We start from the raw sequence: 25,943 nt of genomic DNA, 5'->3' as shown, positions 1-25,943 counted from the left end.
CTATAGTCAGGGCTGCGATTGACCTGCCAGGAGTTGCTTCATGCCCTTCCAGCCTTATGCCGATCTCGGCCAGCATATCACCCGTATTGATACCGCCTTGATGCGCGATGGGCTGGCGGCCTGTTATCTGCTCCAGGGCGGTGATGAGTACGTCATCATCGAGACGGGCACGCATAATACCGTACCGATTATTCTCGCCCTGCTGGAACAGCGGGAGATCGAGCGTGAACAGGTCAAGTTCGTGATTCCCACCCATTTGCATCTTGACCATGCGGGGGGCGTAGGAGGGTTGATGCAGGCGTTGCCGGTCGCCACCTTGTTGATTCATCCCCGTGGCGCCCGGCACATGATTGACCCTTCCAAGCTCAAGGCGGGGGCCATCGCGGTATACGGTGAAGACGCCTTTGCCAAAACCTATGGCGATGTGATTCCCGTGCAGGCTGACCGTGTGCGAGAGATGAACGAAGGTGACCATGTTCTGGTCGGTGACCGGCGCCTGGACTTTTACGATACCCCAGGTCATGCCCGTCATCATTTCTGTGTTTTTGATTCGCTTTCTTGCGGTATTTTTACCGGTGATACCTTTGGTTTGTCTTACCCGCCACTGACTACCGAAAAAGGGCCCTTCATTTTACCCACCACCACCCCGGTGCAGTTCGATCCGGACGCATTGAAACTGTCGATTCGTAAATTACTGGCACTGAATCCCAAGCGCATGTTCCTGACCCATTACGGTGTGCTGGAGACGCCTCAGGAGCCGGGGGAGCGTTTACTGGCTATGGTGGATGATTACGTGGCATTGGCAAAAAAAGCGGCACCGGGCGATGACGCGACCTTGCTGCAACGGCTGGAGGCGGCGATGCGAGCGTATATGTTCGACAAAGCCCGTGACCATGGTGTGTCGCTATCGGATGAAGCCCTGCAAGATGCGTTGGGGTTTGATATTAATCTCAACAGCCAGGGGTTGATGGTATGGCTTGGGCAGCAAGCGGATTGATTCATTCAGCTGAAAAAATGGATCGCATGATTGCCCTTGTTCACTTGCACGCTGCTGGCCATAGTAGCGGCATTGATTCTCTTTAGGAGCCCGCATGTCTGACGATACCTACACCCCGCCTCGGGTCTGGAAATGGGACCAGGAAAACGGTGGCAAATTCGCCAATATTAATCGTCCTATTGCCGGCCCCACCCACGACCAAGCACTGCCGGTTGGTGAGCACCCTTTGCAGCTTTATTCGCTAGCCACCCCCAACGGGGTGAAAATCACCGTGATGCTGGAAGAACTGCTGGAAAAGGGGCACACCGGTGCGCAGTACGATGCTTGGATGATCAAGATTACGGAGGGTGATCAGTTCGGCAGTGGCTTTGTGGACGTGAATCCAAATTCCAAGATTCCCGCGCTGATGGACCATAGCGTCAATCCGCCCCAGCGGGTGTTCGAGTCCGGCAGTATTCTGCTTTATTTGGCGGAAAAGTTTGGTGCCTTTTTGCCCAGGGAGCTGGCGACCCGCACCGAAACCCTGAGCTGGCTGTTCTGGCAGATGGGCAGTGCGCCGCTACTGGGGGGCGGTTTCGGCCATTTCTATGCCTACGCGCCGGAAAAGTATCAATACCCCATCGACCGTTACACCATGGAGATCAAGCGTCAGCTGGATGTATTGGACCGGCGTTTGGCGGATAACGAATACCTGGCCGGTGATGAATACACCATCGCGGATATGGCGGTGTGGCCCTGGTACGGCGCTCTGGTGACTAACAAAGTGTATGAAGCGGCGGAGTTTATTGAAGCCCACACTTACACCAATGTACTGCGCTGGACTAACCAAATCGGCGAGCGTCCCGCAGTAAAGCGTGGCCTCATGGTGAACCGGGCCTGGGGCGAGCCGTCCAGCCAGTTGCATGAGCGTCATGATGCTAGCGACTTCGAGTTGAAAACGCAGGACAAAGTGCAGAGCTGATGGTGTTCATCGAGCGCTGAATGTCGGATTACGCTCAGCTGTAATCCGACAGAATGCTAAGACGCTGCCTCGTTCAGGTGCCACAAAAAGTCTGGTGGACTTGTTCGCCGGGTGCGGCGGGTTGCCGATAACGGTCATCACTGTCCCTGTCCGCATAGGGGGCGGAGAGTGCTTGTAGCAAGGCATGGGTGGGTGCCATATCGTTATCCTCGCTGGCCGCCTGGAGGGCTTGCTCCACCAAGTGGTTGCGTGGAATCACCGCCGGGTTGTGATTACGCATTAGGCACAACGATGAGGCCAGTGGTTTGCTGTTGCGGGCCAGCCGAGCCCGCCACCGTTGGTGCCAGTGCTGGAACGCTTCGCTTTGGTATTGCTCGCCATCAGGCAGGCCGTCCTGGATTAGATCACGGAAGGTATTGGTGTAGTCCGCGTTCTGCGCATGCATCCAGGTGAGCAAATCGGCAATCAGCGTATCGTCCTCGGTTTCGCTGCCGAACAACCCCAGCTTCTTGTTCATCATGGCGCGCCACTTTTCTTCGTAACGCAGGCTAAATGATTTTAGTGATGTGGTGGCTTTTTCGATCGCGATGTCTGTGTTGTCGTCCATCATTCTGAGCAGCGTTTCCGCAAAGCGGCCCAGGTTCCACTGGGTAATGCTGGGTTGGTTACCATAGGCATAGCGGCCCTGGTGGTCGATGGAGCTGAACACCGTGTTCGGGTCAAAGCGATCCATAAAAGCACAAGGGCCAAAATCGATACTCTCGCCGGATAGGGTTACGTTGTCGGTGTTGAGCACACCGTGAATAAAACCTACCCGCATCCAGTCGACCACCAAGTCTATTTGCCGATCCATCACGGCTTCGAATAGAGCCAAGGCTTTATTCTCTGCCCCTTCCAAGGAGGGGTAATGGCGCGCGATGGTGTAATCCACCAGTTTTTCCAGCAACACAGGGTCTTGTTGTCCGGCGGCGTACTGGAAGGTGCCGACACGAATATGTGATGCCGCCACCCGGGTCAGGATGGCCCCGGGAAGCAGGGTATCCCGGCGCACTCTGTCGCCGGTGCGGGTAACGGCCAGGCTGCGAGTGGTAGCAATATTCAGCGCGTGGAGCGCTTCGCTGACAATGTATTCGCGCAACATGGGGCCAAGGGCTGCACGGCCATCGCCACCTCGGGAAAAAGGAGTGCGGCCGGCGCCTTTAAGCTGGATGTCATGGCGTTGCCCGTGGCCATCCAGCTGCTCACCCAGCAGAACAGCGCGGCCATCGCCGAGCATGGTCAGGCTGCCAAACTGGTGGCCCGCATAAGCCTGGGCGATGGGTTCACTGCCTGCCAGTAATTCATTGCCACTGAAAAATTCGGGGTGCTCCGACAGGGCTTCGCTATCCAGCCCCAGCTCTTGGGCTAGATTATCGTTGAACAAGACAAAGGCGGGTGTACTGACCGGTTGCGGGAGGCAATCTGAGAATAGGGCCTCGGGCAGCCGACGGTAGGTGTTGTCGAAACGGAAGCCGAACGCGCTTGGCATGCAATATCCTGAATGGTGGCAGTAATGTGGTCGCCTACAGAGTATCAGAGTCTGTACGGACGGGAGACCTTGCCGATTTGGTCGTTCGCCCAGCCTGTAGCATTTCACGGTGCTTTTCTTGGTGGGTCTGCGAGTTAACGGAACCGTGCGAGAACGTTTGCTAAGGGTTTTACTGTCCCCCTAGGTAAGGGCCTCTTGTCGTTCTGGGGCTTATTATTTTAAAGGGCAGCAGTGCGAATACCTGCCGAGATCAGATCCATAAATTGCTATAGATTAGATTTATAACAGCCAGGTTCCGGCGCATCCGTGATGTGGGTTTGGCGTGGAACTAAGGTGAGGATGGGAAAGGGGTAAAGCGCACCGCCGCCAGAATACATGGCGACGGTGTGTGAGGAGGAGGGGTTATTCTTGTGGGTTTACACACTCCGCCCGTGATGGCTCCTGTTTGCAGCGTACCTTAAGCAGCAGGGACATCATGTCTTTGCTGTAGACGCCTTTTTCAGTCAGCCCAATCCGCGCTTCGCGCATCATTTCGTCGTAGCGCAGCTTGCCTTCCTTAGAAATGCGAATCCACCAGCGCTCAGCGATTTCGTTGCTGGCGTTATCGATTAGCTTCATGGCGCGGTCAAACTGGCCGAACATAAAGGCGCGGGATTTCTCGCCAAAGCCTTCAGGGAATTTTTCATGTTTGAGGATAATCTGGGCGCTCAGCTGACCGAGCACATAATCCTGAAGGCCGCCATCGGGGGCCATGCCTTTATAAAGCTCAAGCGCAGAGTAGCCCATCACCGGGGCAAAGCAGACATCGACAGAGCCATTGTTAAAGCGAGTTGAGAAGTTGGTGATATCAGACATAACCGGGGACATGCCAACGCGGGAGGCCATGTGGGCTTGGGCGCTGTCATATTCTAGTACGGCGATGGATTTACCCGCCAGTTCTTCCACGGTGTCAATTTCACGGTCCTTGAGGAACAAGAAAGCGGCACCAAGCGGAACAATACCGCCCACTTCATACGGGCCGGCAACCAAATGTTTGTTGACGCTGGGGCTGTTGCTGGCAATCACAGCGATGACAGTTCTCATGGCGTCGTAGGTAGGAATAGCGCCGATGGAGTCCATGCTGCCAGTATATCGGTTGAACTGACGGCCACGGATACCGGTGAGAACGGCAGCATCACACTGGCCGGCTTTCAGGTCTTCGGAAGCGATTTTCTCATCGGTGTAAGGTTTCAGTTCAACATCTACGCCCCAAGCTACAGCGGCAGTTTTGTAGTCGCGCATGATATTAAAGGTGTCGCCATTGGCACCGATGAGATCAAAGACGCAGAAGCTGCGCTTGGTTAACGCCATGGCGTTGCCGCTTAGGGATAACATGGCTGCGGTGGCTAGGGCTACCAGCCCCATTCTTCTTTTCATGTAATGCTCTCCGAAAGTGAACTTATTATGCATGATCTGGTTGAACTACCAGTTTCATGGCATGCATTTTGTTGGCTAAAGTGGATACATGCTGTGCATAACGTGTAGTGGTCGAGGTATAGAAATGTTGCCACTGTATACAGCATGTTAACACCTGCGGAATTTGTTGTCGTGTATTTTGCGGTTGATCGAGGTTAAACATGGACCATTTGTCTCATTTAGCTTGCAAGTTTCTATGATATTGTCTCTAGGAGTGAACCCCTGCCATTCAATTAAGCGAAGGAGTTGCTTCGGTGGAATTTGATCCGTTCCTGTTGGCCCGGCTTCAGTTTGCCGCCAACATCAGCTTTCATATCTTGTTTCCTACTATCACCATAGGCCTGTGTTGGGTGCTCTTTTATTTCCGGTTGCGCTACACCTTCTCCGGAGATAAGGCTTGGGAATATGCCTATTTTTTCTGGGTGAAGATTTTTGCACTCAGTTTTGCATTGGGTGTGGTGTCCGGCATCACCATGAGTTTCCAGTTCGGCACTAACTGGCCAGGCTTTATGGAAAAGGCGGGGAACATTGCCGGGCCATTGCTAGGGTACGAAGTGCTGACCGCGTTTTTTCTTGAGGCCTCGTTTCTTGGCATCATGCTGTTCGGTAAAAACCGTGTCTCCAATCGCCTCCACCTGACGTCCTGTGCGTTAGTGGCTGTGGGCACCAGTTTTTCCGCATTTTGGATTCTCAGCCTTAATTCTTGGATGCAGACGCCAACAGGGTTCCGCTTGGAGGATGGCGTTTTTTACGTGGATAGCTGGTGGACGGCGATCTTTAATCCTTCGTTTCCCTATCGCCTGGCGCATATGTTTAATGCCTCTCTCCTTACCGCCGCGTTCCTGATTATGGGGGTTAGTGCCTGGCGGGCCATGCGCAGGGTCGATGGCCCAGCTACCTGGAAAGTGATGCGCACCGGCGCGGTGATGGCTGCGGTACTGGCTCCCTTGCAAGTCTGGATAGGCGATCTTCACGGCTTGAATACCCTAGAACACCAACCGGCAAAGATTGCCGCCATGGAAGGGGTATGGGAGACCGAGAGCAATGTCCCGCTGACCCTATTTGGATTCCCTGATGAGGAGCAGCGTACTACTCATATGGCCATTAAAGTGCCCGGCTTGGGCAGCCTTATCCTGACCCATGACTGGAATGGTGAACTGAAAGGGTTGAACGATTTTGAGGGCGACCATCCGCCGGTGGCGCCCGTGTTCTGGTCTTTTCGGGTCATGGTGGGCGTAGGGGTATTGATGGTGTTGGTCGGTTGGTGGGCCGCTTGGCGATTGTTCCGGCGACGTGATGAAAACCGGGATGCTCAAGTATGGTTATTGCGGGCCCTATCGGTGATGACATTTTCGGGCTGGGTGGCGGTCTTGGCTGGCTGGTATGTCACCGAGATTGGCCGCCAGCCGTGGATGGTCAGTGGCCTGATGCGAACCTCCGAGGTGGTAGCAGATCACAGTAGCGCCACGGTTATGGGCACGTTGTTTGGTTACGTATTGCTGTACGTCTTTCTATTGGTGTCTTACATCGCGGCATTGCGCTACATGGCCACCAAGCCGGCGCGCTCCTTGTCTCTGACCCCACAGCAGCGGGCTATGAAAGCTGAACGAGCCGACGATGAACAAGCAGAAGGAGAAGCGTGATGGATATTGGATATTGGCTTCCGTTGTTCTTTGCCGGCGCCATGGGGTTGGCGCTGCTGATTTATGTGGTGCTCGATGGCTATGACTTGGGCATCGGTTTGCTATTGCCGTTTGCCGATGAAGAAGAGAAAGATGTCATGGTGGCCGCCATTGGCCCGTTTTGGGATGCCAACGAAACCTGGATTGTATTGGGGGTTGGTATTTTGCTAATTGCTTTTCCTCAGGCCCACGGGTTAGTGCTCACTTCTCTCTACTTGCCTGTAACGCTGATGTTGATGGGGCTGATACTTCGCGGTGTGTCGTTCGACTTCCGCGTTAAGGCTGGCGACAAACATAAGGGCAAATGGAACTCGCTATTTGCAGTGGGTTCGCTGGTCGCGTCAGTATCGCAGGGCTGGATGCTGGGTGCTTTTGTGACGGGGCTTACCGGGGATGCCACCAATATTATGTTCGCTATCCTGATCGCACTGGCGTTACCGGCACTTTACATCATGCTGGGTGCCTCTTGGTTGCTAATCAAGACGGAAGGCGCGTTGTTTAACAAGGCAGTGCGTTGGGGGCGTCGGGCAGTCTTGCCTATGGGCGGCTTTTTACTGCTTATTTCCGTTGCTACGCCCTTGGTCAGTGACGCCATTGCAGACAAATGGTTCACTCTGCCAAACGCTATCGGCTTGATGCCCATTCCGATTGCTACCGCACTGGCTTATGCGGGACTGATCTGGGTATTTAACAGCCGTAAGATTCTGGATAATGGTTATGGCTGGCTGGCGTTCTTGTCTCTGATTGTGATGTGTGTGCTGGCGAGTCTTGGCCTGGCCTACAGTTTATTTCCGGATATTGTGCTGGGTCGGTTGTCGATTTGGGAATCAGCTTCAGCCACGGAGTCGTTGTTGTTCACGTTCTGGGGAACGGTGATTACATTGCCGATGATTCTTGGCTATACGTTCTTCATTTATCGGGTGTTTCGTGGGAAGGCAACAGACCTTAGTTACGAGTAAATAAGGCAGGGGAGGCAGTGCCTCCTGCCTCCTGCGATTAAAAGGGCGCCTGCCGGCCACAACGGCTGCCAATTGGCAGGTTGATAAAATGAGCCTCACGTGAGGCTCATTTTTTTTGCGTTCCTGGCGTCGGGCTCGGACATTTAATGCCGGCTGGAGTGGTCTAAAAGGGCCAGTATTGCTTTAGCACTGTCTGCGGATGAGGCGGGGTTCTGCCCTGTCACCACATTACCGTCAGTGACTACATGGCTGGCCCAGTCCTCCCCTTTCTTGTAGAGCCCACCGTTAGCTTTGAGCATGTCTTCCACCAAGAAAGGAACCACGTGGGTGAGTTGTACGCCCTCTTCCTCACCATTGGTGAAGCCGGTAACGGTACGGCCTTTAACCAGTGGTTGGCCGTTGTGGCGCGTGTGACGGAAAATCGCCGGTGCGTGGCAGACCGCGCCCACAGGTTTGCCCGCATCGTTAAACGATTCAACCAGGGCAATAGAGGTGGCATCTTCTGCCAAATCCCAAAGCGGGCCGTGCCCGCCAGGATAGAACACCGCATCAAATGCATCGGCGTGTATTTCCGCCAGAGTCCGAGTGTTGGCCAGTGCGGCTTGAGCCTCGCTGTCCTGGTTGAATCGGTCCGTGGCTGCGGTTTGTGCGTCCGGTGTGGCGCTGTTTGGGTCGAGAGGGGGCTGACCGCCTTTGGGCGAAGCCAGGGTGATCTGCGCACCGGCATCTTTGAAAACATAGTAGGGTGCGGCGAACTCCTCCAGCCAAAAACCGGTTTTATGGCCGGTATCGCCCAGTTGATTGTGGGAGGTAAGAATCATCAGAATATTCATTGGGTGATCTCCGTTCTGTGATTTCACCATCACCCCGGGTCGGGATGATGGTGTTGTAAAGGGAGTGCTCGCGCCCTTGTTAAAGGCTGGCGTGCAGTACTCGGCGGCATACCTCAGGGGTGACGTCGTTGTGTTCCCCCAGAGCCGTCATGCCATGCGCTTCAAGGCTGTCGATAAGCGGCTCAATGTGCTCGGCAGCCAATTGATAGTCCGCTAGCCGGGTTTTCACGCCTAGGCCTTCGAAGAAATCACGGGTTTTTTCAATGGCCAAATCCGCCTTCTGTTCATCACTGCCTTCGTTGATAGCCCAAACCCGCTGCGCGTACTGCACCAGTTTGTCGCGTTTTGCTTCCTTGCGCTCAGCCAGCATTGTCGGGAGGACAATGGCTAAGGTTTGAGCATGATCGAGGCCATGCAGGGCCGTGAGCTCATGCCCCAGCATATGTGTAGCCCAGTCCTGAGGAACGCCGGAGCCAATCAGGCCATTCAGCGCTAGGGTGGCCACCCACATTAGGTTAGCGCGTACCTGATAATGTTCTGGTTCCGCTAAGGCCTGCGGGCCAATTTCAATCAGCGTTTGCAGCAAGCCTTCCGCGAATCGGTCTTGCACGGGAGCGTCGGCTGGATAGGTCAGGTATTGCTCAACAATATGAACAAAGGCATCGACCACACCGTTGGCCACTTGCCGGGGCGGCAAGGTGTAGCTTTTAGTGGGATCCAACACGGAAAATTGCGGGAACACATGCTCACTGTGGAAAGGGAGCTTCGCGTGCAGCGACTTGCGCGTTACCACGGCGCCCTTGTTCATTTCCGATCCCGTGGCGGGCAAGGTCAGTACCGAGCCGAACGGTAGGGCGCGGTGAATATTGCTGCCGCCCTTGAGCAGGATGTTCCAAGCATCCCCCTCGAATAGCGAAGCCGCCGCGACAAACTTGGTGCCGTCGATTACGGACCCTCCGCCCACAGCCAGCAGATAATCGATGCCATCACGCTGTACCACGCTCACCGCTTCCATCAGGGTTTCAAAACTGGGGTTGGGTTCAATGCCACCAAAGAGCTGTACGCGACGATCACCCAATGCCGCTTCCACTTCGGTCAGGGTGCCGGTGCGGCGCGCGCTTTCGCCCCCAAACAGAATCAGCACGTTGGCGTTGGCGGGAACCAGGGTGTCGAGAGCCGCAATTTTTCCTTCGCCAAAGGCGATACGAGTGGGGTTGTAGAAATCAAAGTTGTTCATGATGCGGTATCCTTGGTCGGTGATGTGTTTAAATTAGACCGGTCGTCTATAGATGGCCGGTAAAAAAGCCCGCTAAACCGCGGGCCTGTGGCGTTTTGTGTTTGTGTGTTAGCGAGCGAGCAGGTTTTGGGTCAGCGTCATGGCCTGGTTCATGGGTTGCGCATTGCGGTGCAGCTTAGTGAGCAGGCTGGCGCCCAGCCATAATTGATAAAGGTTGCCTGCGGTTTGATGGGCAGGTTGCGAGTGTAGAGAGCCATCGGCAATGGCGGCGTCGATGCAGTCGGCAATGCGTGAAATGATTTGCTCGGTGCCATCACGCAAAGTGAGGCGCATGGCTTCAGAGAGGTCGGCAACTTCGGCGCTGAGTTTGACCACTAGGCAATCACCTAGGCCGGTGGGGCCGCAGTAGTTTTCTTGCCAGTCTTGCCAATACTGCATCAGCCTGCCGATGGCTGGAGTGCTGTCATCGGCAAAACGGCAATCCAGATCCTGCAGGTAGTGGGTAAAGTAATCTTCCAGTAAGGCTTGGCCAAACCGCTCTTTGGACTGAAAGTAATGGTAGAACGACCCTTTCGGTACACCGGCGGCTTGCAGAATGGCGCTCAAACCCACAGAACTGAAACCGCGTGCAGCGAGAATCTCGCGGCCAGTATCCAGCAGGTGCTGGCGGGTATCGCGATGTTTGTCAGGCTGTGGCGTGGCGACGTGTGCGGTCATGGCGGTTATCCTAACAGTAAATTAGACCGGTCGTCTAGAGGTGCGACCCGGCGTACAACACGAGGATGACGCACCAGCAGCAAAGCGTTTCGCCCATTATGGCGTTTCCAATGCAAGGGGAACGCAATGCGCGCTTGACCTTCACGCCCGTGGGGGCGAGGCTTGCCGGCACATTGTTGGCGTAGCATAGGATGCCTTTATGTCGGAACTGATTCTACACCATTACACACTCTCGCCGTTTTCCGAAAAGGCCCGGGCCATGTTGGGCTATGCGGGCCTAGAGTGGCAGTCGGTCACGGTGCCAGAAATGCCGCCGCGGCCTAAACTCGCGCCGCTGGCGGGTGGTTATCGGAAAATTCCGGTGGCTCAAATCGGCGCCGACATTTTTTGTGATACCCGCACGCTGAGTCGCGAAATTGCCCGGTTGGCAAACAAGCCTGAGTTGGTCGTGGAAAATTGCAGCCAAGAGGTACAAAACTTTGTTAGCGAAGTGGACCTGTCGATTTTCCTGGCGTCTATTGTCACGGCAGGGAATCTCACCCTGTTGCGCCGGGTTTTGAAAGAATCGTCCTTACTGGGTTTGGGGCGCCTGCTGGTGGACCGGGTAAGAATGGGCAGTAAATCGAAAGTGAAGACGGGTAGCCCGAAAACAATGCGGCGCCAAGTGGCGGCGCACCTAAATCATATGGAAACTTTGCTAACAGGGGATTTCCTGTTTGGCGATACCCCCAATGCTGGGGACTTTTCCGCCTATCACAGCCTTTGGTTTCGCCGCGATTTAGCGGGCCGACCGCTAGCCAGTAGCCACCCGAAAGTGGATGCCTGGATGAACAGGATGCAGGCTTTCGGTCAGGGCTTACGAAAGGATATTAGCGCCGATAAGGCCTTGGATATTGCACGCCAGGCCGAGCCGCGGGCTCTGCCGGTACAGGTTGAGCAAGCCCCCTTGCTCGGGCAATCTGTGCGTGTAGCCCCGTGCGATTATGGCCGTGATCCCGTATTGGGCGAGCTCTGCTATTGCGATGCCAACACTCTGGTGTTGCGCCGTAACGACCCCGTGGTGGGGCAGGTTCATGTGCACTTTCCCCGCGAGGGTTACGTGTTGTCCAAGGCTCACTGAAGGGGATATTGATGAATCAGCCGAACAATCCCTTGCATGGCGTCACCCTGGAAACGGTGGTGAAGCGCCTGGTTGAACATTATGGCTGGGAAGAGCTGGGTGATCGCATTCGAATTAATTGCTTTATCAGTGATCCCTCAGTGAAATCCAGCTTGAAGTTTTTACGCAAAACCCCCTGGGCGAGGGAGAAAGTGGAAACGTTATTTGTCGACACCTTTTCCCCGTGAGCCGCGCTGACCACGATAGTCATTAGGCCAATGAGCCTAGCGAGGTAATCCGACATAGCAGGCAAGCCGCCTGATCGCCCAAAAGAGGGGGCGCGCGGGCGGGCACCCCCTCCATTTGATGCCGCGGTAGCCTTAATTAGTCCATGCCTGCCAGCAAATTATTCACGGCTTGGGCAAACTGCACCGGCGAATCCTCCTGCAAGAAATGCCCGCCCACCAGGGTTTGGTGTGGTTGCCCCTGGGCGCCGGGAATGCGTTCTTGCATGTATTTATCCCCTCCGCGGGTAATCGGGTCGCCGTTGCTGAAGGTCGTTAAGAACGGCTTTTTCCATTGCTCCAACGCCTTCCACGCTGCACGGTTAGCTTGCGTGGCCGGGTCGTTCGGTGTCACCGGCACCAGCTTGGGAAAAGCACGTGCGGCGGTTTTGTATTTTCTATTGGGGAATGGCGCCTCGTAGGCACGGATTTCGTCGGGGCCGAGTTTGCGGAAAGTGGCGACATTGAGAATGCGGGAAATTGGCAGTACCGGGCTGTGGATCGCGAACGCTTTCCAAATATGGAACGCCTTTGGGGCCTGCTCGTCTCCGGTGGGCAGCATGCCGTTACCCACCACAATGGCGCGGAATCGGGATTCGTTCTCCGCGGCCATCCGCAGCCCAATCAGTGAGCCCCAGTCCTGGCACACTAAGGTGATTTCGGTGAGCTCAAGCTGGTCGAGTAAGGACTTAACCCAGTCCATGTGGTTTTGGTAACTATAAGCATTGATGTCCGTTGGCTTGTCGGATTTACCGAAACCGATCAAGTCCGGGGCGATCACCCGGTGGCCCGCCGCCGCACAAATCGGAATCATGTGCCGATATAGATAGGACCACGTTGGCTCCCCATGCAGCATCAGAATGGGCTTGCCGTCGGCTGGCCCCTCATCCACGTAATGCATGCGCAGCCCGTCCACGGTTACGTAGTTTGGCTCGAAAGGGTAGTCGAGCAATCGCTCGAAGCGGGAATCTGGGGTGCGCAAGTAATCCATGGTCGATCCTTTTTGCTATTAAGGCGCCGCTAAAAAGCGCCGTGAATGCTGGGCCTTAAGCGCACATCGGTTGAACCCAATCCCTAGGAAGGGGCGCCCCCGCCCGTGAAGGCAAGAAACAACCGCTGCACGCGTAAGGCCACGTTAAGCACGTAAGGCGTTTTTCAGTGGCTCCCTGATAATGGAGTGTGGGAAATCAATACCAGTAGATGCAGGTGCTGGCCACGGCGTTACAAAATCCCCTCGATTTTTTTGCTAGCGTCAATCATCCCAAAGATTAGCGACAGTGTAATCGCTGCCCGGTTGTGCCCAGAAACCACCGTCCACGTAACGGCGATGCTTGTCCAGTGAGCGAATGGCATCCATGTTCTCGTCGCTGAGGGTCAGTTCCTCGGCAGCCAGGTTTTGTTTTAGGCGCTCCGGGTTAACCGATTTGGGGATTACCGCTGTGTTGCGATGTAGAGCCCAGCTGATCAACACTTGAGCCGGGCTGGCACGATGACGGTCAGCAATCTCATGGATAATCGGGTCTTCCAGCAGTGCCGGTTCGCCCTCAGCTTTTAAGCCAGCGGGGCGATCGGATGAGCCCAGTGGAGCATATGCCGTGAGATGGATGCCTTGTTGTTGGCAGAAATCGAGCATGCTCTGTTGTTGCAAATAAGGATGCAGCTCTACTTGGTTCATGGCGGGTTTGCGTTGTGCCTTGCCTATTAAATCCTGCAGTTTTTTTACGCTGAAATTCGACACGCCGATCTGCCGAGTCAGATTGTTGTCCACCAGCGCTTCCATGGCCGTCCAGGTGGTTTCCACCGGTAAATCGTTCAGTGACACCATGTCGTCGGCAGATTCAGGAAAGGATACGCCCGGCTTCAGAGCGACCGGCCAGTGCATGAGATAAAGGTCGAGATAATCCAGCTGCAGGTTACGTAAGGTGGTTTCCAGCGCGGGCTGAACATCCTCGGGGGCATGGTCACTGTTCCACAGTTTTGAGGTAATCCACAATTGTTCGCGGGTTACTGTGCCGGCGGACAATACATCGCTTAGGGCTCTGCCGATTTCGTCCTCGTTGCCATAAATATGGGCACAGTCGATATGCCGATAACCCATCTCAATGGCGCTTCTGACGGCGTTGTACACCTCGCCGGGAGCGGATTTCCAGGTGCCCAGGCCCAGCATGGGTAGGGTGTCACCATTTTCGAAAGTCAGCGTTTTCATGGTCTGCTCCTGTTAAGCCTGTGTGTATTTGCGTTTCTGATAGTGGGACTTTGCCAGTGGCGGTTGGGTTCCTGATGAATCCTGGTTTGATTCCCGGCAGGCTGGGGTGCTTCCCTGCTTGAGCCGCCCTCGGCATTTCGCTACTGTGGCCGACCGGCGTTGGCCGCCCTCATTATCGGCAGTGCATTTTCTCACTGCCCCTGCTTTTGGAAAACTCTATGTGGATCAAGAACCTGACTGTCTTTGTGGGTGAAGAAGCCTTCCCCTGCTCCGTGGCCGAACTGGATGAAATTCTCGACCAGAACCGTTGCCAACCCTGTGGCTCGCAGACGGAGCGCACAGAAGGGTTTGTGCCGCCGCTCAAGGGGCAAGACCCCATGGCCTACGCGGTGGATGGGTTTATTTTTTGCACCTATCAAGAAACCGCTCGCTTGTTGCCTGGGCCGGTGATCAAGGAACTGTTGGATGAAAAAGTGGAGCACATTCAGCAAGAAGAAGGTCGCAAGGTTGGGCGCAAAGAAAAGGCCGATCTTAAAGAGCAGATTACCTTCGAGCTGATGCCTCGGGCTTTTACTCGCTCGCGCCGCACCTCCTTGCTTATCGACACTGAGCGTAAGCGGGTAATGGTGGATTCTTCCTCCGCCAGTCGCGGTGAAGAAGTCATCGCCTGCCTGCGTAAAGCCATCGGCACCCTGCCCGTAGCGTACCCGGCGCCAAACTCGGCCCCTTACACAAGCTTTAGCAATTGGTTGCGCGATACCAAACTGCTGCCGGAAGGCTTCACTCTGGGAGACCGTTGTGAGCTGAAAGGCATCAAGGATGAAGGGGCCGCAGTCAAGTTCACCGCCGTGGACCTAGGGCAGGAAGAAATTCTCGCACACCTGGAAACGGGCATGGTCGCCACCCGTATCAACTTGGCTTGGCAGGATTCGTTAGAACTGGATATCAACGACAAGCTGGAGATCAAGCGTATTAAGCCGCTGGATCTGCTACAGGAAAACATAGATGCACTGGACGCAGAAGACGCGGTAGCCGAATTGCAGGCGCGTATTAGCTTGCAGGGCAAGGTGCTACGCGATGCCATTGACAGCCTGTACGGTTATTTTGAAGTGAATCCGGCGTAACCGCCGTTTCGCAAAGGCTTTGCCCGCGCTCCCCATTCAGGGGCGCGGGTAATGCGTTTAATCATTTGATGACAGCGATGCGCGTTGCTGCTCAGTCCTCAATGTCCTTATCGTCCTGTTGGTCTTTATCCATTTTCACCGGCGAATTCTCATCGCATTGGGGTGAATGCTGGAAGGTCTGTGTCACGTCCAGATAACCCAAGTGAGAAATGGTGCGCCGGCCGAGAAGAACCGGATAAATCATGTCAGACCGGTCATTCAGGGTGAACTGTTCTTCATATACCGTGTTGCCCATGCACACTTTCATTAATACCACCGGACGACGCTCGGTGCCGCCGGCACCCCGAATCACCACTTTACGGTAGCGTGGTTTCTCGAAGGTTTTTTCCACTTTTTTGCCGGTGGCCTCATCCACTACATCCACGGTAAAGCGTACCCAGTCGTCGCCATCTTTCTCGAAAACATCCACATCGGTGGCGTGCAGAGACGAAGTGAGCGCGCCGCTGTCCAGCTTGGTTTTCAATTCCACACCCCAGGGCATCAACATGGACTTTTCCACCCAGCCAAATACGTTCGGGCTGCTTGGGGGGGTAGCCATGGCCATGCCAGTGCTGCTGAGTAATGAGGCAGTAATGAAAGCGATAAATCCTTTTTTCATGGGCGCTCCTTGTTGATAAAAATAGGTTGCGTAAAAGGGTGAGTCGTCCGACCCCGCTGGCAGAGTATGACTGTATTCGCTGCAGACCGTTCCCCGGCAAATCATTGACCGTCTGGCTGCTGCCGGTCGCCAGTCAGCCACCCCCACCCCATTCAGACAGGTTACCATTGTTCCATAATGCGCCGTTGCTAATGGCGCCGGAAACAGCCCGAGGGCCAGTAATGACACCTGTTATCGCACCACCATCAATCAAACTTCTGCTAGGCGAAAGCCGCGCAGCATGGGCCTATGGGCGCTACCTTTTACGGGGCTTGGAGCACAAGCAACTGCCGTTAGGTAAAAGGCAGCCCGTGATTGTTTTGCCCGGTTTTGGGGCCAGCGACTTGAGCACTCGGCCCTTGCGCATGGCCCTGGGTAAGCTGGGGTATAACGTGTATGGCTGGGCCCAGGGCACGAATCTGGGCATGAATAGCAAACGTAAAAACCTGTTAGTTACCCAGTTGCAAGAAATCAGCGGGCGGCACCAGCAACCGGTCGCGCTAGTAGGTTGGAGCTTGGGCGGAGTGTTTGCTCGGGAACTGGCACGGGCCTTTCCTGATCTGGTGAGTCAGGTTTTTACTCTGGGTAGCCCTATCAATGGCGATCCAGATGCCAATAATGTGTCCACGCTTTTTAGTTGGTTCAATCCGAATCGGCCTCCAACCGACAGGGAGGCCTTTAACCAACGCATTGCGGCCCCACCCGTGCCGTGCACAGCCATCTTTACCCGTGAAGACGGCATCGTGGCTTGGCAGTGCAGCCAGGAAGAAAGCGGGCCAATGACTGAAAATGTGGAAGTGCAGGGTACCCATGTGGGGCTACCGTGGAATCCTCAAGTGCTGGCGGCCATTGCCGAGCGTTTGCCGCGCAGCCCGCTACCAGGAGATGTGCCATGAGCGAGTTGCAACCCGGTCGTTACCGGCACTTCAAAGGTAACGAATACCAAGTGCTTGGCTTGGCAACCCATTCTGAGACCGGCGAAACCGTGGTGGTTTACCACCCGCTCTACGGGGATCAGGCCCTGTGGGTGCGCCCATTGGCCATGTTTATCGAGACCGTAGAGCGAGATGGCAAAGTGCAGCCCCGCTTTGCTCGGGTGGGGGATTGAGCAGAAAGGAGAGCATTCAAAGTAGAAAGGCGAGGGCAGGGCTGTTGGCGTGGCGCCCGGCCTTCCATGTGGCCAGCGCGAAGCAATAACCGTTCAGGCCCGGGTTGCACCGATCACTGTGTTTCCACGTTTAACGGTGAACTTTCAACGGCTCTGGATGCTACAATGTTCGCCTTATTCATGGAGTTAGCCTGTTATGTCTTCGTTTGCCGACCTGAACCTGCATGAGCGCTTAATTAAGGCGCTTGGTGAGCTGGAAATTACCACCCCGACCCCTGTTCAGACGGCAGCCATTCCTGCGGCGCTTGAAGGCCGCGATTTGCGCGTAGTGGCCCGCACCGGTAGCGGTAAAACCGCGGCATTTTTGCTGCCCATGCTGCATCAGCTGCTCCAATATTCCCGCCCGCGTACCGACACCCGCGCCTTGATTCTGTTGCCCACTCGCGAGTTGGCCCAGCAGACCCTCAAGCAAGTAGAAGCGCTAGGCCGTTATACCTTCATTAAAGCCGAGCTACTCACCGGCGGTGAAGACTTCAAAGTGCAGGCGGCCAAAATGCGCAAGAACCCGGAAATTCTTATTGGCACCCCGGGGCGCCTCATCGAGCATCTAGATGCCGGCAACCTGCTTTTGCAGGATCTAGAAATGCTGGTGTTGGATGAATCCGATCGCATGCTCGACATGGGCTTCAACGACGACGTGCTGCGCCTGGCCGCGGAATGCCGGCCCGAGCGGCAGACCCTGTTGTTCTCCGCCACCACGGGCGGTAACGCCATGGAAAACATGATCAGCAGTGTGCTTCGCGACCCCCGCTCGCTGGTGCTCGATTCCGTGCGTGACCTGAATGAATCTGTGAGCCAGCAGATCATCACTGCCGACGATGTGAAGCACAAAGAACGGTTGGTGCAATGGCTGCTAGCCAATGAAACCTATGATAAAGCGGTAGTGTTCACCAATACCCGTGAACAAGCCGATCGGCTTTGCGGTGTGCTGGTGGCCTCTAACCTGAAAGTGTTTGTGCTGCACGGCGAGAAAGATCAGAAAGATCGCAAGCTGGCCATGGATCGTCTTAAAACCGGCGCCGTGAAAGTGCTGGTCGCCACAGACGTGGCTGCCCGAGGTATCCACGTGGATAACCTGGACTTGGTGATCAACTTCGACATGCCTCGCAGTGGCGACGAGTACGTGCATCGTATTGGTCGCACCGGGCGAGTGGGGGGGGAAGGCACCGCGATTTCCCTGATTGCCGCCCACGAATGGAATTTGATGGCGAGTATTCAACGTTACCTGCGTCAAAATTTTGAATACCGCTTGGTGGAAGCCCTGCGGGGCAACTTCCTGGGGCCGAAAAACCTGAAATCCAACGGTAAGGCTGCCGGTAATAAAAAGAAAAAAATGAAGAAAAAAGAAGATGCTAAAAAAGGTATCAAGAAATCCGGAGCCAAGAAAAACGCCGCTAAACCCAAGCGCAATGCCAGGCCGCCGAGCCAAGACACCAAAGGCGGGTTTGCCACAGTGAAGCGCAAAAAGACCCCCGGCCCCCTAGATTGATAACGTAACTAGATTGAGAGCGTGAAAAGGCACTACGCCTAGCATCGTTTTATAAATCCAAGAGGCCGCGCCCTAAAAATTGAGCGCGGCCTTTTTTGTTTGAAATCCATAAAACACGGAGCCTGTTTCCACCTTAAACGGGGTTTATAAAACCCCGTAAAATTCCGCCTCTCGTTCACGTTCTTTCCGCACAGGGGAAGGCATTCTGGTACGGTTATTGGCTGGAGCTAGCGGTGTCCGAGCTTAGGGGAGGGGAGTTGATGTCTACTGATGCGTTGCAGTGCCCGGATTGCGGTACTCAGCTTGCTGCGCCTTCCCAGCCCCAGCGCGCCCGTGGCACATGGCGCTGCCCTCGCTGCGAGTGCCAGTTAAGTGGCGCCTGGACCTTGCGCCCAGATTCTTTGCTTGCGCTAACGGTGACCACCTCTGTGTTGTGGTTGCCCGCCCTGATTCTGCCGTTAATGCGTTTGGAAAACCTGGGCTTGGACCGTGAAGTCAGCCTGCTGGATTGTGTACTGCGCCTCATGCAAGGCATCTACCTTCCGGTGGGCCTATTGCTGCTGTTTACCCTGGTGCTTATGCCGCTGTTAAATTTATTGTCAGTGGGGCGTCTGTTATGGGCGGCCCGTACCGATACGCCTGCGGCGACATCGCTAGCTCCGTTTTGGATGAAGGCGTATCGGCACAGCCGGGAATGGGCGATGACGGATATTTTTCTGCTCGGCATTCTTATCGCCATGACCAAGCTGGGTGATATGGCCACAGTGACCCCCGGTGCGGGCTTGTTCTGCTTGGTGGTGGCGGTGTTGTTGCGTCTTATTGTGGAAACCTTGGCACAACCGGATCAGCTGCAACGGCTGCTGGAGGCACGGCATGGCCACTGAGGCGACCCCAGGCCATCGGCCATTGGCCTGGGCATTATTGATCGCGGCTGTGGTGTGGCTGGTGCCCGCAAATTTGCTGCCCATCATGACCGTTATCGAAACCGGCAAAGGAAAAGCCAGCACTATTGCCGATGGTATTTGGCAATTGTTTGAAGCCGGCATGCCCGGCATTGCCATTATTGTGTTCATTGCCAGCTTACTGGTGCCGTTCTTTAAAGTGCTGGTATTGGCCGTAATCTACTGGCGCGTTCCCCACGAAAGTAATCCACGCACCAGTACCCGCGCCTATCGTTTGGTGTATTGGATTGGCCGCTGGTCCATGCTCGATGTGTTCGTGGTGGCATTACTGGCAGCGGTAGTGGAATTCGGCAATTTGGCCCGAGTGGAACCGGGGCCGGGAATTCTCGCCTTTGCATTGGCCGTGGTGCTGACCATGTTGTCTGCCCATGCCTTTTCGCCCCAACAATTATGGATCCAAAACCCTGACGGAGCAGACCATGGATAGCCCCGAAGTGAAACACTCCCGCTGGCCTTCCCCCATTTGGTTAGTGCCCTTGGTGAGCCTGCTAGTGGCCGGCTGGTTGCTGTACGACCAGTTGCTACAGCGTGACGTGCAAATTGAAATCACCTTTGATAACGGAGCAGGCATCAAGCCAGGGGTTGATCTTCGCTACCGGGGCGTGCCTGTGGGTAGCGTAGATAAAATCGTACTCAGCGACGATCTGAATCATGTCACGGTCCATGCTAGCTTGAATCGTGATGCGGAAAAGCTGGCTCGGAAGAAAAGCCGTTTCTGGATTGTAGAGCCGGAACTGGGCATCGCGGGTGCGCGTAATCTGGACACCCTGGTATCGGGAAAATACATCGCGGTGTCGCCGGGTGAGGGGGAGCCGGTAAAGGAATTTGACGGGCTGGAAACACCCCCTGAGCAGCAGCCCAACCTGGGTCTCAGAGTCACCCTGGTGGCCAAGCAGCTGGGCTCCTTGAAAAAAGGCCGGCATATTTACTACCGCGATGTGCAAGTGGGCACCATTGGTGAAAGTGAGTTAAGTCAGGGCGGCCGCTTTGTGGAAGTTCAGGCCATTATTGAGCCGAAATACACCCGGTTAGTGCGCAGCAATACCCGCTTTTGGAATAGCTCCGGGCTGAGCGTCGATGTGGGATTATTCAAAGGTGCGCAAATCCAAGCCAGCTCTCTGGAAAACCTGTTACGCGGTGGCATCAGCTTTGCCACGCCAACAGAGGCGGGGCCCTTAGCCAAAGAGGGCGAGCGATTTGACCTTTACAGCCAGCCAGAAGATGACTGGCACGAATGGGCACCGATCATGAAGTGGAAATAGCTGTAGAAAAGATAAGCCGCAACAGGGCATCGTGTTGACGTTGTGATACGCAAGAGGCCGCGCCTAATGTTTGGGCGCGGCCTCTTGCGTTGGTAAAGCGAAAAGCCTGCAGCGTGGTGCGCCGCTTACTACATTATTTACTACATAATCTTGCCGACCATTTTTAGCGGCAAGGTGCGCATGGCGAAGCCGAGTGGCCCCCAGGGCCAGCTAGGTACGGAGGCATTTTTGCCTTCTTTCTCTATGGCCTTAACCAGCGCCTTGCAGCCGGTTTCAGTGTCCACCATAAAGGGCGTGTTCTTTAGTTTTTCGTTGATCTCGGTGCGAATAAAACCCGGAAAAATAGTGGTTACATTGATAGGCGAATCTTGTAATTCCATTTGCAGGCCTTCCGCCAGCATGGCCACGCCGGCCTTGGTGGCCGCATAGGTGGTCAAATTTTTCTTCATGCCGCGCATGGCGCTAATGGAAGAAATCATTACCAGGTGGCCACTGTCCTGGGCGCGGAAAATTTCCATGGCCGCTTCGGCCTGGGCCAGGGCAGCAACAAAGTTGGTTTCAGCGGTTTGCCGGTTGGCATAGAAATAACCGGTGCCCAAGGGTTGGCCCTTGCCCATGCCCGCGTTGACGATGATGCGATCGATGCCGGCCATTTCCGTACGGAAAGCATCGAACACCGCAAACACTTGGTCGTAGTCGTTCACGTCCAGCGGTTTAATCAGCACCTTGATGGCGGGATGTTTTTCTTCCAGCTCGGCCTTCAACACTTCCAGCCGATCCATACGCCGAGCGCACAACGCCAAGTTGCGGCCCATGGCGGCAAACAGGCGCGCCATGCCTTCGCCAAGCCCTGAGCTGGCGCCGGTGATGAGAATGTTTTGACGTGTCGGCATTGTTTTCTCCGCTCGGTGTCGTGTTGCTCGAATGAAAGTAAGCTCAACAGTTAAAATTGAAACGCAGTTTCACGGTGTAGCCATCGGCTATGCTTGTGCCGCGTGTTTCACACATTGAACTTTCCGCTTGTTCTTTATCGATAAGTTACTTGATCGCTCGGCAGGTGCAGGTGCTCATTTACCGACACTAGCCGCAACGTGCCTGCATTCACAAGTACCCGAGTCACACTGGTATTAATCAGGTTACGGTTATAAGTAATTAGCGCTTCGTTATCCAGGGCCATTAGCTGTTGAATAATCACGCTGATGGCGCCGCCGGAAGTGAATACCAAGGCGCTGTCGCCGCTGCTTAAGCTGTTACCCAAGCTGTAGGTGCTGGCCAGCACACGCTCACGAAAGGCGGGCCAGGTTTCGCTGTAGTCACCTTCACCTCGCTGCCAGCGGCGCAGGGCCTGCTCAAAGCGGGCCTGGAAAACCTTGCGCGGCTGTTGCTGCTCCGCCAGCCAAGCGGTGAGCGCGGGGCGGTCGGTGGCCAGGGGCCAGTCGACGGCCAGCAGCTCTTCGTGGTTGTACTCATTAAAACCGGTGTCGGTGTGCCATTCTTTGGGTAGGCCCAGCTCGCCCAGGGTGGCCTCTGCGGTTTCCCTGTGGCGGCGCATGGTGCCACAGAGGGCACGGGGGAGGCCCAGCATCTGGTTTTGTAGGGCGCGCCCAAGAAGCCGGCTTTGTTCCCAGCCCGGCTCAGAAAGTTGGTCGTAATCTTCTTTGCCAAAGCTGGCTTGGCCGTGGCGTATAAGGTAAATCACCGGCATACATCAGTGCTCTTTTTCTGTTCAGGTTGTTTCCATTAACGTTGCAGGCGCTCGGCGCTTTTTCGCATCATCCGGTTGAACACAAACGGCATGAGCCGCTTTATCCAAGGCGGGCGGCCGCTTTCGTGGGGCGGCAGGAAAAATAGATGTTTAGCCGCTTCGAGCTGCATTATTTAGCCAATCCGTACCCGTAGGCCATTGCGCCGCCAGCACTTATCCATTGACCGATGCTAGAGAGCGCGTTTCAATAAATCCAATGAATCATGGCAATTATTTTGGATAAGTTTCATGCATGTTTCGCGATTCGACCTGAACCTTTTCGTGGTCTTCGACGCCATCTATACCGAAGGGTCGCTGACCCGCGCCGCCAAGGTGCTCAACCTCACCCAGCCAGCGGTTAGCCATGCCTTGGCGCGCTTGCGCGCCCGCCTAAACGACCCGCTATTTGTTCGCCAGGGCAGCCGCATGGTGCCCACCGCTCGGGCTCGGGCCATGGTGAGCCCGGTGCGCCACGCGCTGGGCGGTTTTCAGCGTTGCCTCAGTGAAGAGGGCGGCTTCGATGCCAGTGAAGCGGAGCGTACGTTTGTATTGGGCCTGCGCGATGGGCTGGAAGCGCGGTTGCTGCCCGCCTTGATGAGCCAGTTTATGGATGAAGCGCCGGGCATCAAACTGCAATCGTTAACCGTGAGCCGCCGGCAAATGGCCACGGAACTGGCCAGTGGTCGGCTGGATTTAGCCTGCGATGTGATGCTGGCGCTGCCCGAAGCCATTGAGCATCAGGTGGTATTGGAAGGGCCGCTGGTGGTGCTGATGCGTGAATCGCACCCGTTGGCCCAGGGCATGGACCTGCCCGATTATCTCGCCGCCCAGCATGTGCTGGTGTCATCCCGCCGCGAAGGGCCGGGGTTGGAAGATTTTGGCCTAGCACGGCAAGGCTATCGCCGGCACATTCGTTTGCGCTGCCAGCATTACCAGGCCGCGTTGAGCACCGTGCAACAAACCGACTTGCTGCTCACTATGCCCGCCAGCCTGGCCGGGCAGCTGAGCGATCAGGGACTGGTATGGAAGCCGTTCCCTGGGGAATTGCCGGGGCTGGAAATGCACCTGTATTGGCACCGCGACCAGAGTGCCGACCCGGCTCACAGTTGGCTGCGCCAACGGGTGCTGGCGCAACTGGAAGTCATGCAAAACGACATTCAGCTCAGCGCCTCTGCTGTGTAGAGGCCCTGGCTCGCCGATACCTTCATCGCCGCCTACAACGCGGAGTGTAAGCCGTAAACAGACTTTTCCTCATGTGCATTTATTTGTGCGAGTGGATTGTGTAGATTCAAAATAGGATCACAAATGAAAATCGGCCAGCCAGGGTGGCACGGCCTGCGAAAGCGAATCGGGGGAAGGGATGCCTATCTGTTTATCTTTATGCCAGTCTGTGGCTGGCGCCTGCAATAACTTATTTTCTTCGGCGTGGTCAACGGGGAAATACCATATCCTTGTTAAGTTAAAATACCAATAAGGTGAGTGAATTGGCTAAAGAAAGCTTTTCTGCAGTTTTGATTACCCAAGGCGAGCATAAATTTTACCAGCTAGCAATGCCTAGTGATACGCTAGGTTTGTGCACCTTCGTATCGACGAGAGATGAAGATCCTGAAAGAGGATTTCAAAGGCTGCTTGACAAAAAAAGAGCTTCGGAAATAGCAGGCTATATTGATACAGGTCACGGAACGATTCCAACCTCGATAATTCTCTCTGCACAAGAAATTGCTGATCTTGAGTACGACTCAAGAAATAAAACTGTCAAGTTTGATGTAAACCCTAAGTCATTTTTGATAATTGACGGGCAGCATAGGGTGTATGGATTTAGGATGTCAGATAGTAAAATTCGTGTTCCTGTCATTATTTACGACGCTTTGAGTCGGCGTGATGAATCAAGACTTTTTATTGATATTAATTCTAAGCAAAGAGGAGTTCCTTCAGAGCTTCTTTTGGATATCAAGCAGCAGGCTGAGTATGAAAATACTGAAGAGCAACTTTTTAGAGAGCTTTTTGATCGAATGAACGAGGACCCTGGAAGCCCACTTTTCGGTTTGTTGTCACCGGCTAAAAGAGCCAAGAAAAAAATATCAAGGGTAACGTTTAATGCGGCAATGCGGAGTGTTTATCCGGTTCTTGTGACGCGTAGCGAAGATGAAATATTTGATATTGTTTCCAATTACCTTTCTGCGGTTAAGGATGGAATGGTTAGGCTCGATGGAGATCATGATAACTTGGTCCAGAGTACGACATTTAGAGCATTTGTCGCTTTTTTTGTTCATGTTGCATCAAGGGTTAAGGATCGCTTTGGCGGTGACTATACAGTTGAAAACTTTAGCCAGGTTCTGGGTTCTCTTTTTGATAGGGTCCAATCCCATAAGTTAATTGGTACATCCCAAACGAGAATACTGGAGTATTTAGAAAAAAGCTTTCGCAGCGAGTTTACGCTTTGAAGTCAGAAAATATCGATCTTATTAGGGAGCTTTGGTATCGGAAGGAATTCCTTAATGATTCTTCCTGTTCGATTTCTTTGAAGCAGTGGTTGATAGACGGAGATTACTACATAAACTCGGAAGGGAATATGTTCTCTTTGTATGTGATGGATAAAGAGAATATGGTTTCTGTAATGTCTTACGATGCCTTTAAATTTTTGTTGCATGCAGCTCAGACTTTTAATGAGGCTGAAAGTGAGGGGGCGTATAGGGCTGCCTCTTCATGGAAGGTTATAAAGCTTTATTATGCAGCATACTTTTCTGCGCATGCTACTCTTAGACTTTTTGGAAAGTCGTTTAATTATCTTGAGCCTGGTCATGTTAATTTTTTGGGCGAAAGAGCTAGAACAGAGGCTGGCTTTAATCCTAGGCTGAAGTCTGGTAATTACCTTGCATCTTTTGATTTTGAAAGGGGTGATTTATCATTTGAGCACTTTAATGATAGCCATAAAGATTTATGGAGAAATTATTCGGATCTTTTGGCTGAAATGGCATCTAATTCGCTCTCGTTAAGAGCGCCAGATAGAAGAAGGCAAGAACTTTCAGGTTATTTTAGCTCCATGCTTTCCGCCTTGCGCCATGGCGGCAGTTGTCCTCTAGGGAATTGGCTTTCAGTTTTTAGGAATGAGGTTAATTATAAGTCTATGCATGGCGTATGGTATCCATTTCCTAAGCATGCCCCCACGATTAATCATTTGATGTCATCAGCTAAGAGGTGGCGAGTTGCTGAGGTGGATTGCGGTGATCCTTTATTGTCTGCATCAGAAGTTGAAAGATTTTTTCTTACCTGTTTTCAGGTTTTTGATTTGGCGATATCTATATCTCTTGATTTGTCAAAAATGCTAGATAAAAAAGATAGGCGGATATTTGATTTCAAAAGAATGCTTAACGAAAGCGCTGTAGCTTGATGCAAAGAAGCGTGAATGGGATAGGGGGCAGGTCTTGCCCCGTGCGCTCCAAGAAAAGATACTGATTAAGCAATGAGCATCGTTATGAGAAATTGATGAAGCACGGATCGATGAAGCCGTAATCGAAAGATACCGAAAGCAAGTCGAA

The 25,943-nt window shown here is 54.2% G+C and carries 26 protein-coding genes; 16 read left to right on the top strand and 10 right to left on the bottom strand.

Annotated elements, in window-relative coordinates; translation table 11 throughout:
• The first annotated feature begins 40 nt into the window (after window positions 1–40).
• Both AS19_RS12400 and yghU read left to right on the top strand, forming a co-directional pair.
• A complete protein-coding gene (locus tag AS19_RS12400) occupies window positions 41–997 on the top strand; it encodes an MBL fold metallo-hydrolase (protein WP_046962152.1) in 957 nt (318 codons plus the stop codon).
• Window positions 998–1,091: 94 nt separating this feature from the next.
• A complete protein-coding gene (gene yghU / locus AS19_RS12395) occupies window positions 1,092–1,958 on the top strand; it encodes a glutathione-dependent disulfide-bond oxidoreductase (protein WP_046962151.1) in 867 nt (288 codons plus the stop codon).
• Between the two features lie 73 nt (window positions 1,959–2,031).
• Here yghU and AS19_RS12390 read toward each other — a convergent pair whose 3' ends face one another.
• Both AS19_RS12390 and AS19_RS12385 read right to left on the bottom strand, forming a co-directional pair.
• Window positions 2,032–3,486 (bottom strand): YdiU family protein, encoded by a 1,455-nt coding sequence (locus AS19_RS12390; protein WP_046962150.1) that lies wholly within the window; start codon window positions 3,484–3,486, stop codon window positions 2,032–2,034.
• Window positions 3,487–3,888: 402 nt separating this feature from the next.
• Entirely contained in the window at window positions 3,889–4,902 is a 1,014-nt protein-coding gene (locus tag AS19_RS12385) for a putative solute-binding protein (protein WP_035461642.1), read from the bottom strand.
• A 293-nt stretch (window positions 4,903–5,195) separates the two neighbouring features.
• Here AS19_RS12385 and AS19_RS12380 point away from each other — a divergent pair, with 293 nt between their 5' ends.
• A complete protein-coding gene (locus AS19_RS12380) occupies window positions 5,196–6,584 on the top strand; it encodes a cytochrome ubiquinol oxidase subunit I (protein ID WP_011589696.1) in 1,389 nt (462 codons plus the stop codon).
• On the top strand, window positions 6,584–7,582 hold the full coding sequence (locus tag AS19_RS12375) for a cytochrome d ubiquinol oxidase subunit II (RefSeq protein ID WP_046962149.1): 999 nt from the start codon (window positions 6,584–6,586) through the stop codon (window positions 7,580–7,582). The genes AS19_RS12380 and AS19_RS12375 overlap by 1 nt, the downstream gene beginning before the upstream one ends.
• 143 nt (window positions 7,583–7,725) lie before the next feature.
• Here the strand turns inward: AS19_RS12375 and AS19_RS12370 are convergent, their stop codons facing one another.
• From AS19_RS12370 to AS19_RS12360, 3 genes are all read right to left on the bottom strand, one after another.
• Complete coding sequence (locus tag AS19_RS12370; RefSeq protein ID WP_011589694.1) at window positions 7,726–8,415, bottom strand: type 1 glutamine amidotransferase domain-containing protein; 690 nt, start codon at window positions 8,413–8,415, stop codon at window positions 7,726–7,728.
• Window positions 8,416–8,494: 79 nt separating this feature from the next.
• Complete coding sequence (locus AS19_RS12365) at window positions 8,495–9,652, bottom strand: iron-containing alcohol dehydrogenase (protein ID WP_011589693.1); 1,158 nt, start codon at window positions 9,650–9,652, stop codon at window positions 8,495–8,497.
• A 108-nt stretch (window positions 9,653–9,760) separates the two neighbouring features.
• The gene (locus AS19_RS12360) at window positions 9,761–10,369 is read right to left on the bottom strand and encodes a TetR/AcrR family transcriptional regulator (protein ID WP_046962148.1); all 609 of its coding nucleotides are present in this window, start codon (window positions 10,367–10,369) and stop codon (window positions 9,761–9,763) included.
• Window positions 10,370–10,568: 199 nt separating this feature from the next.
• Between AS19_RS12360 and AS19_RS12355 the strand changes: the two genes are divergently transcribed.
• Both AS19_RS12355 and AS19_RS12350 read left to right on the top strand, forming a co-directional pair.
• Entirely contained in the window at window positions 10,569–11,489 is a 921-nt protein-coding gene (locus AS19_RS12355) for a glutathione S-transferase family protein (protein ID WP_035461648.1), read from the top strand.
• Between the two features lie 11 nt (window positions 11,490–11,500).
• The gene (locus AS19_RS12350) at window positions 11,501–11,716 is read left to right on the top strand and encodes a VF530 family DNA-binding protein (protein ID WP_035461650.1); all 216 of its coding nucleotides are present in this window, start codon (window positions 11,501–11,503) and stop codon (window positions 11,714–11,716) included.
• A 136-nt stretch (window positions 11,717–11,852) separates the two neighbouring features.
• Here the strand turns inward: AS19_RS12350 and AS19_RS12345 are convergent, their stop codons facing one another.
• Both AS19_RS12345 and AS19_RS12340 read right to left on the bottom strand, forming a co-directional pair.
• Window positions 11,853–12,743 (bottom strand): haloalkane dehalogenase, encoded by an 891-nt coding sequence (locus tag AS19_RS12345; RefSeq protein WP_011589689.1) that lies wholly within the window; start codon window positions 12,741–12,743, stop codon window positions 11,853–11,855.
• A 261-nt stretch (window positions 12,744–13,004) separates the two neighbouring features.
• A complete protein-coding gene (locus AS19_RS12340; protein WP_046962147.1) occupies window positions 13,005–13,958 on the bottom strand; it encodes an aldo/keto reductase in 954 nt (317 codons plus the stop codon).
• A gap of 218 nt (window positions 13,959–14,176) precedes the next feature.
• On the opposite strand from AS19_RS12340, the gene AS19_RS12335 reads away from it, so the two are divergent.
• Entirely contained in the window at window positions 14,177–15,082 is a 906-nt protein-coding gene (locus tag AS19_RS12335; RefSeq protein ID WP_046962146.1) for a recombination-associated protein RdgC, read from the top strand.
• 91 nt (window positions 15,083–15,173) lie between these two features.
• On the opposite strand, the gene AS19_RS12330 is transcribed toward AS19_RS12335, so the two are convergent.
• Entirely contained in the window at window positions 15,174–15,740 is a 567-nt protein-coding gene (locus AS19_RS12330) for an ATP-dependent zinc protease (protein ID WP_011589686.1), read from the bottom strand.
• Between the two features lie 221 nt (window positions 15,741–15,961).
• Here AS19_RS12330 and AS19_RS12325 point away from each other — a divergent pair, with 221 nt between their 5' ends.
• From AS19_RS12325 to AS19_RS12300, 6 genes are all read left to right on the top strand, one after another.
• Window positions 15,962–16,675, top strand: a complete 714-nt coding sequence (locus tag AS19_RS12325) for a triacylglycerol lipase (RefSeq protein ID WP_046962375.1) — start codon at window positions 15,962–15,964, stop codon at window positions 16,673–16,675.
• Window positions 16,672–16,887, top strand: coding sequence for a DUF1653 domain-containing protein (locus AS19_RS12320; RefSeq protein WP_011589683.1), 216 nt, complete (start codon window positions 16,672–16,674; stop codon window positions 16,885–16,887). Before AS19_RS12325 ends, AS19_RS12320 begins: the two co-directional genes overlap by 4 nt.
• A 196-nt stretch (window positions 16,888–17,083) precedes the next feature.
• Entirely contained in the window at window positions 17,084–18,436 is a 1,353-nt protein-coding gene (locus AS19_RS12315; protein ID WP_011589682.1) for a DEAD/DEAH box helicase, read from the top strand.
• 260 nt (window positions 18,437–18,696) lie between these two features.
• The gene (locus tag AS19_RS12310) at window positions 18,697–19,320 is read left to right on the top strand and encodes a paraquat-inducible protein A (RefSeq protein WP_231860847.1); all 624 of its coding nucleotides are present in this window, start codon (window positions 18,697–18,699) and stop codon (window positions 19,318–19,320) included.
• Window positions 19,310–19,825, top strand: coding sequence for a paraquat-inducible protein A (locus AS19_RS12305; protein ID WP_011589680.1), 516 nt, complete (start codon window positions 19,310–19,312; stop codon window positions 19,823–19,825). The genes AS19_RS12310 and AS19_RS12305 overlap by 11 nt, the downstream gene beginning before the upstream one ends.
• Window positions 19,818–20,660 carry an intermembrane transport protein PqiB gene (locus tag AS19_RS12300; RefSeq protein WP_046962144.1) on the top strand — a complete coding sequence of 281 codons (843 nt, stop codon included), beginning with the start codon at window positions 19,818–19,820 and terminating at the stop codon, window positions 20,658–20,660. Before AS19_RS12305 ends, AS19_RS12300 begins: the two co-directional genes overlap by 8 nt.
• Before the next feature lie 140 nt (window positions 20,661–20,800).
• On the opposite strand, the gene AS19_RS12295 is transcribed toward AS19_RS12300, so the two are convergent.
• On the bottom strand, window positions 20,801–21,553 hold the full coding sequence (locus AS19_RS12295) for an SDR family oxidoreductase (protein ID WP_046962143.1): 753 nt from the start codon (window positions 21,551–21,553) through the stop codon (window positions 20,801–20,803).
• A 134-nt stretch (window positions 21,554–21,687) separates the two neighbouring features.
• Window positions 21,688–22,365, bottom strand: a complete 678-nt coding sequence (locus tag AS19_RS12290; RefSeq protein ID WP_035461656.1) for a histidine phosphatase family protein — start codon at window positions 22,363–22,365, stop codon at window positions 21,688–21,690.
• 288 nt (window positions 22,366–22,653) lie between these two features.
• Between AS19_RS12290 and AS19_RS12285 the strand changes: the two genes are divergently transcribed.
• From AS19_RS12285 to AS19_RS12275, 3 genes are all read left to right on the top strand, one after another.
• Window positions 22,654–23,586, top strand: coding sequence for a LysR family transcriptional regulator (locus AS19_RS12285; protein WP_035461658.1), 933 nt, complete (start codon window positions 22,654–22,656; stop codon window positions 23,584–23,586).
• Window positions 23,587–23,888: 302 nt separating this feature from the next.
• Window positions 23,889–24,848, top strand: coding sequence for a DGQHR domain-containing protein (locus tag AS19_RS12280; protein ID WP_046962142.1), 960 nt, complete (start codon window positions 23,889–23,891; stop codon window positions 24,846–24,848).
• A gap of 128 nt (window positions 24,849–24,976) precedes the next feature.
• Window positions 24,977–25,795, top strand: a complete 819-nt coding sequence (locus AS19_RS12275) for a hypothetical protein (protein WP_144412649.1) — start codon at window positions 24,977–24,979, stop codon at window positions 25,793–25,795.
• The last annotated feature ends 148 nt before the right edge of the window (window positions 25,796–25,943 follow it).

It is taken from the genome of Alcanivorax sp. NBRC 101098 (assembly GCF_001010505.1).
Classification (GTDB): Bacteria; Pseudomonadota; Gammaproteobacteria; order Pseudomonadales; family Alcanivoracaceae; genus Alcanivorax; species Alcanivorax borkumensis.
This window is presented reverse-complemented; position numbering and strand designations above follow the sequence as displayed.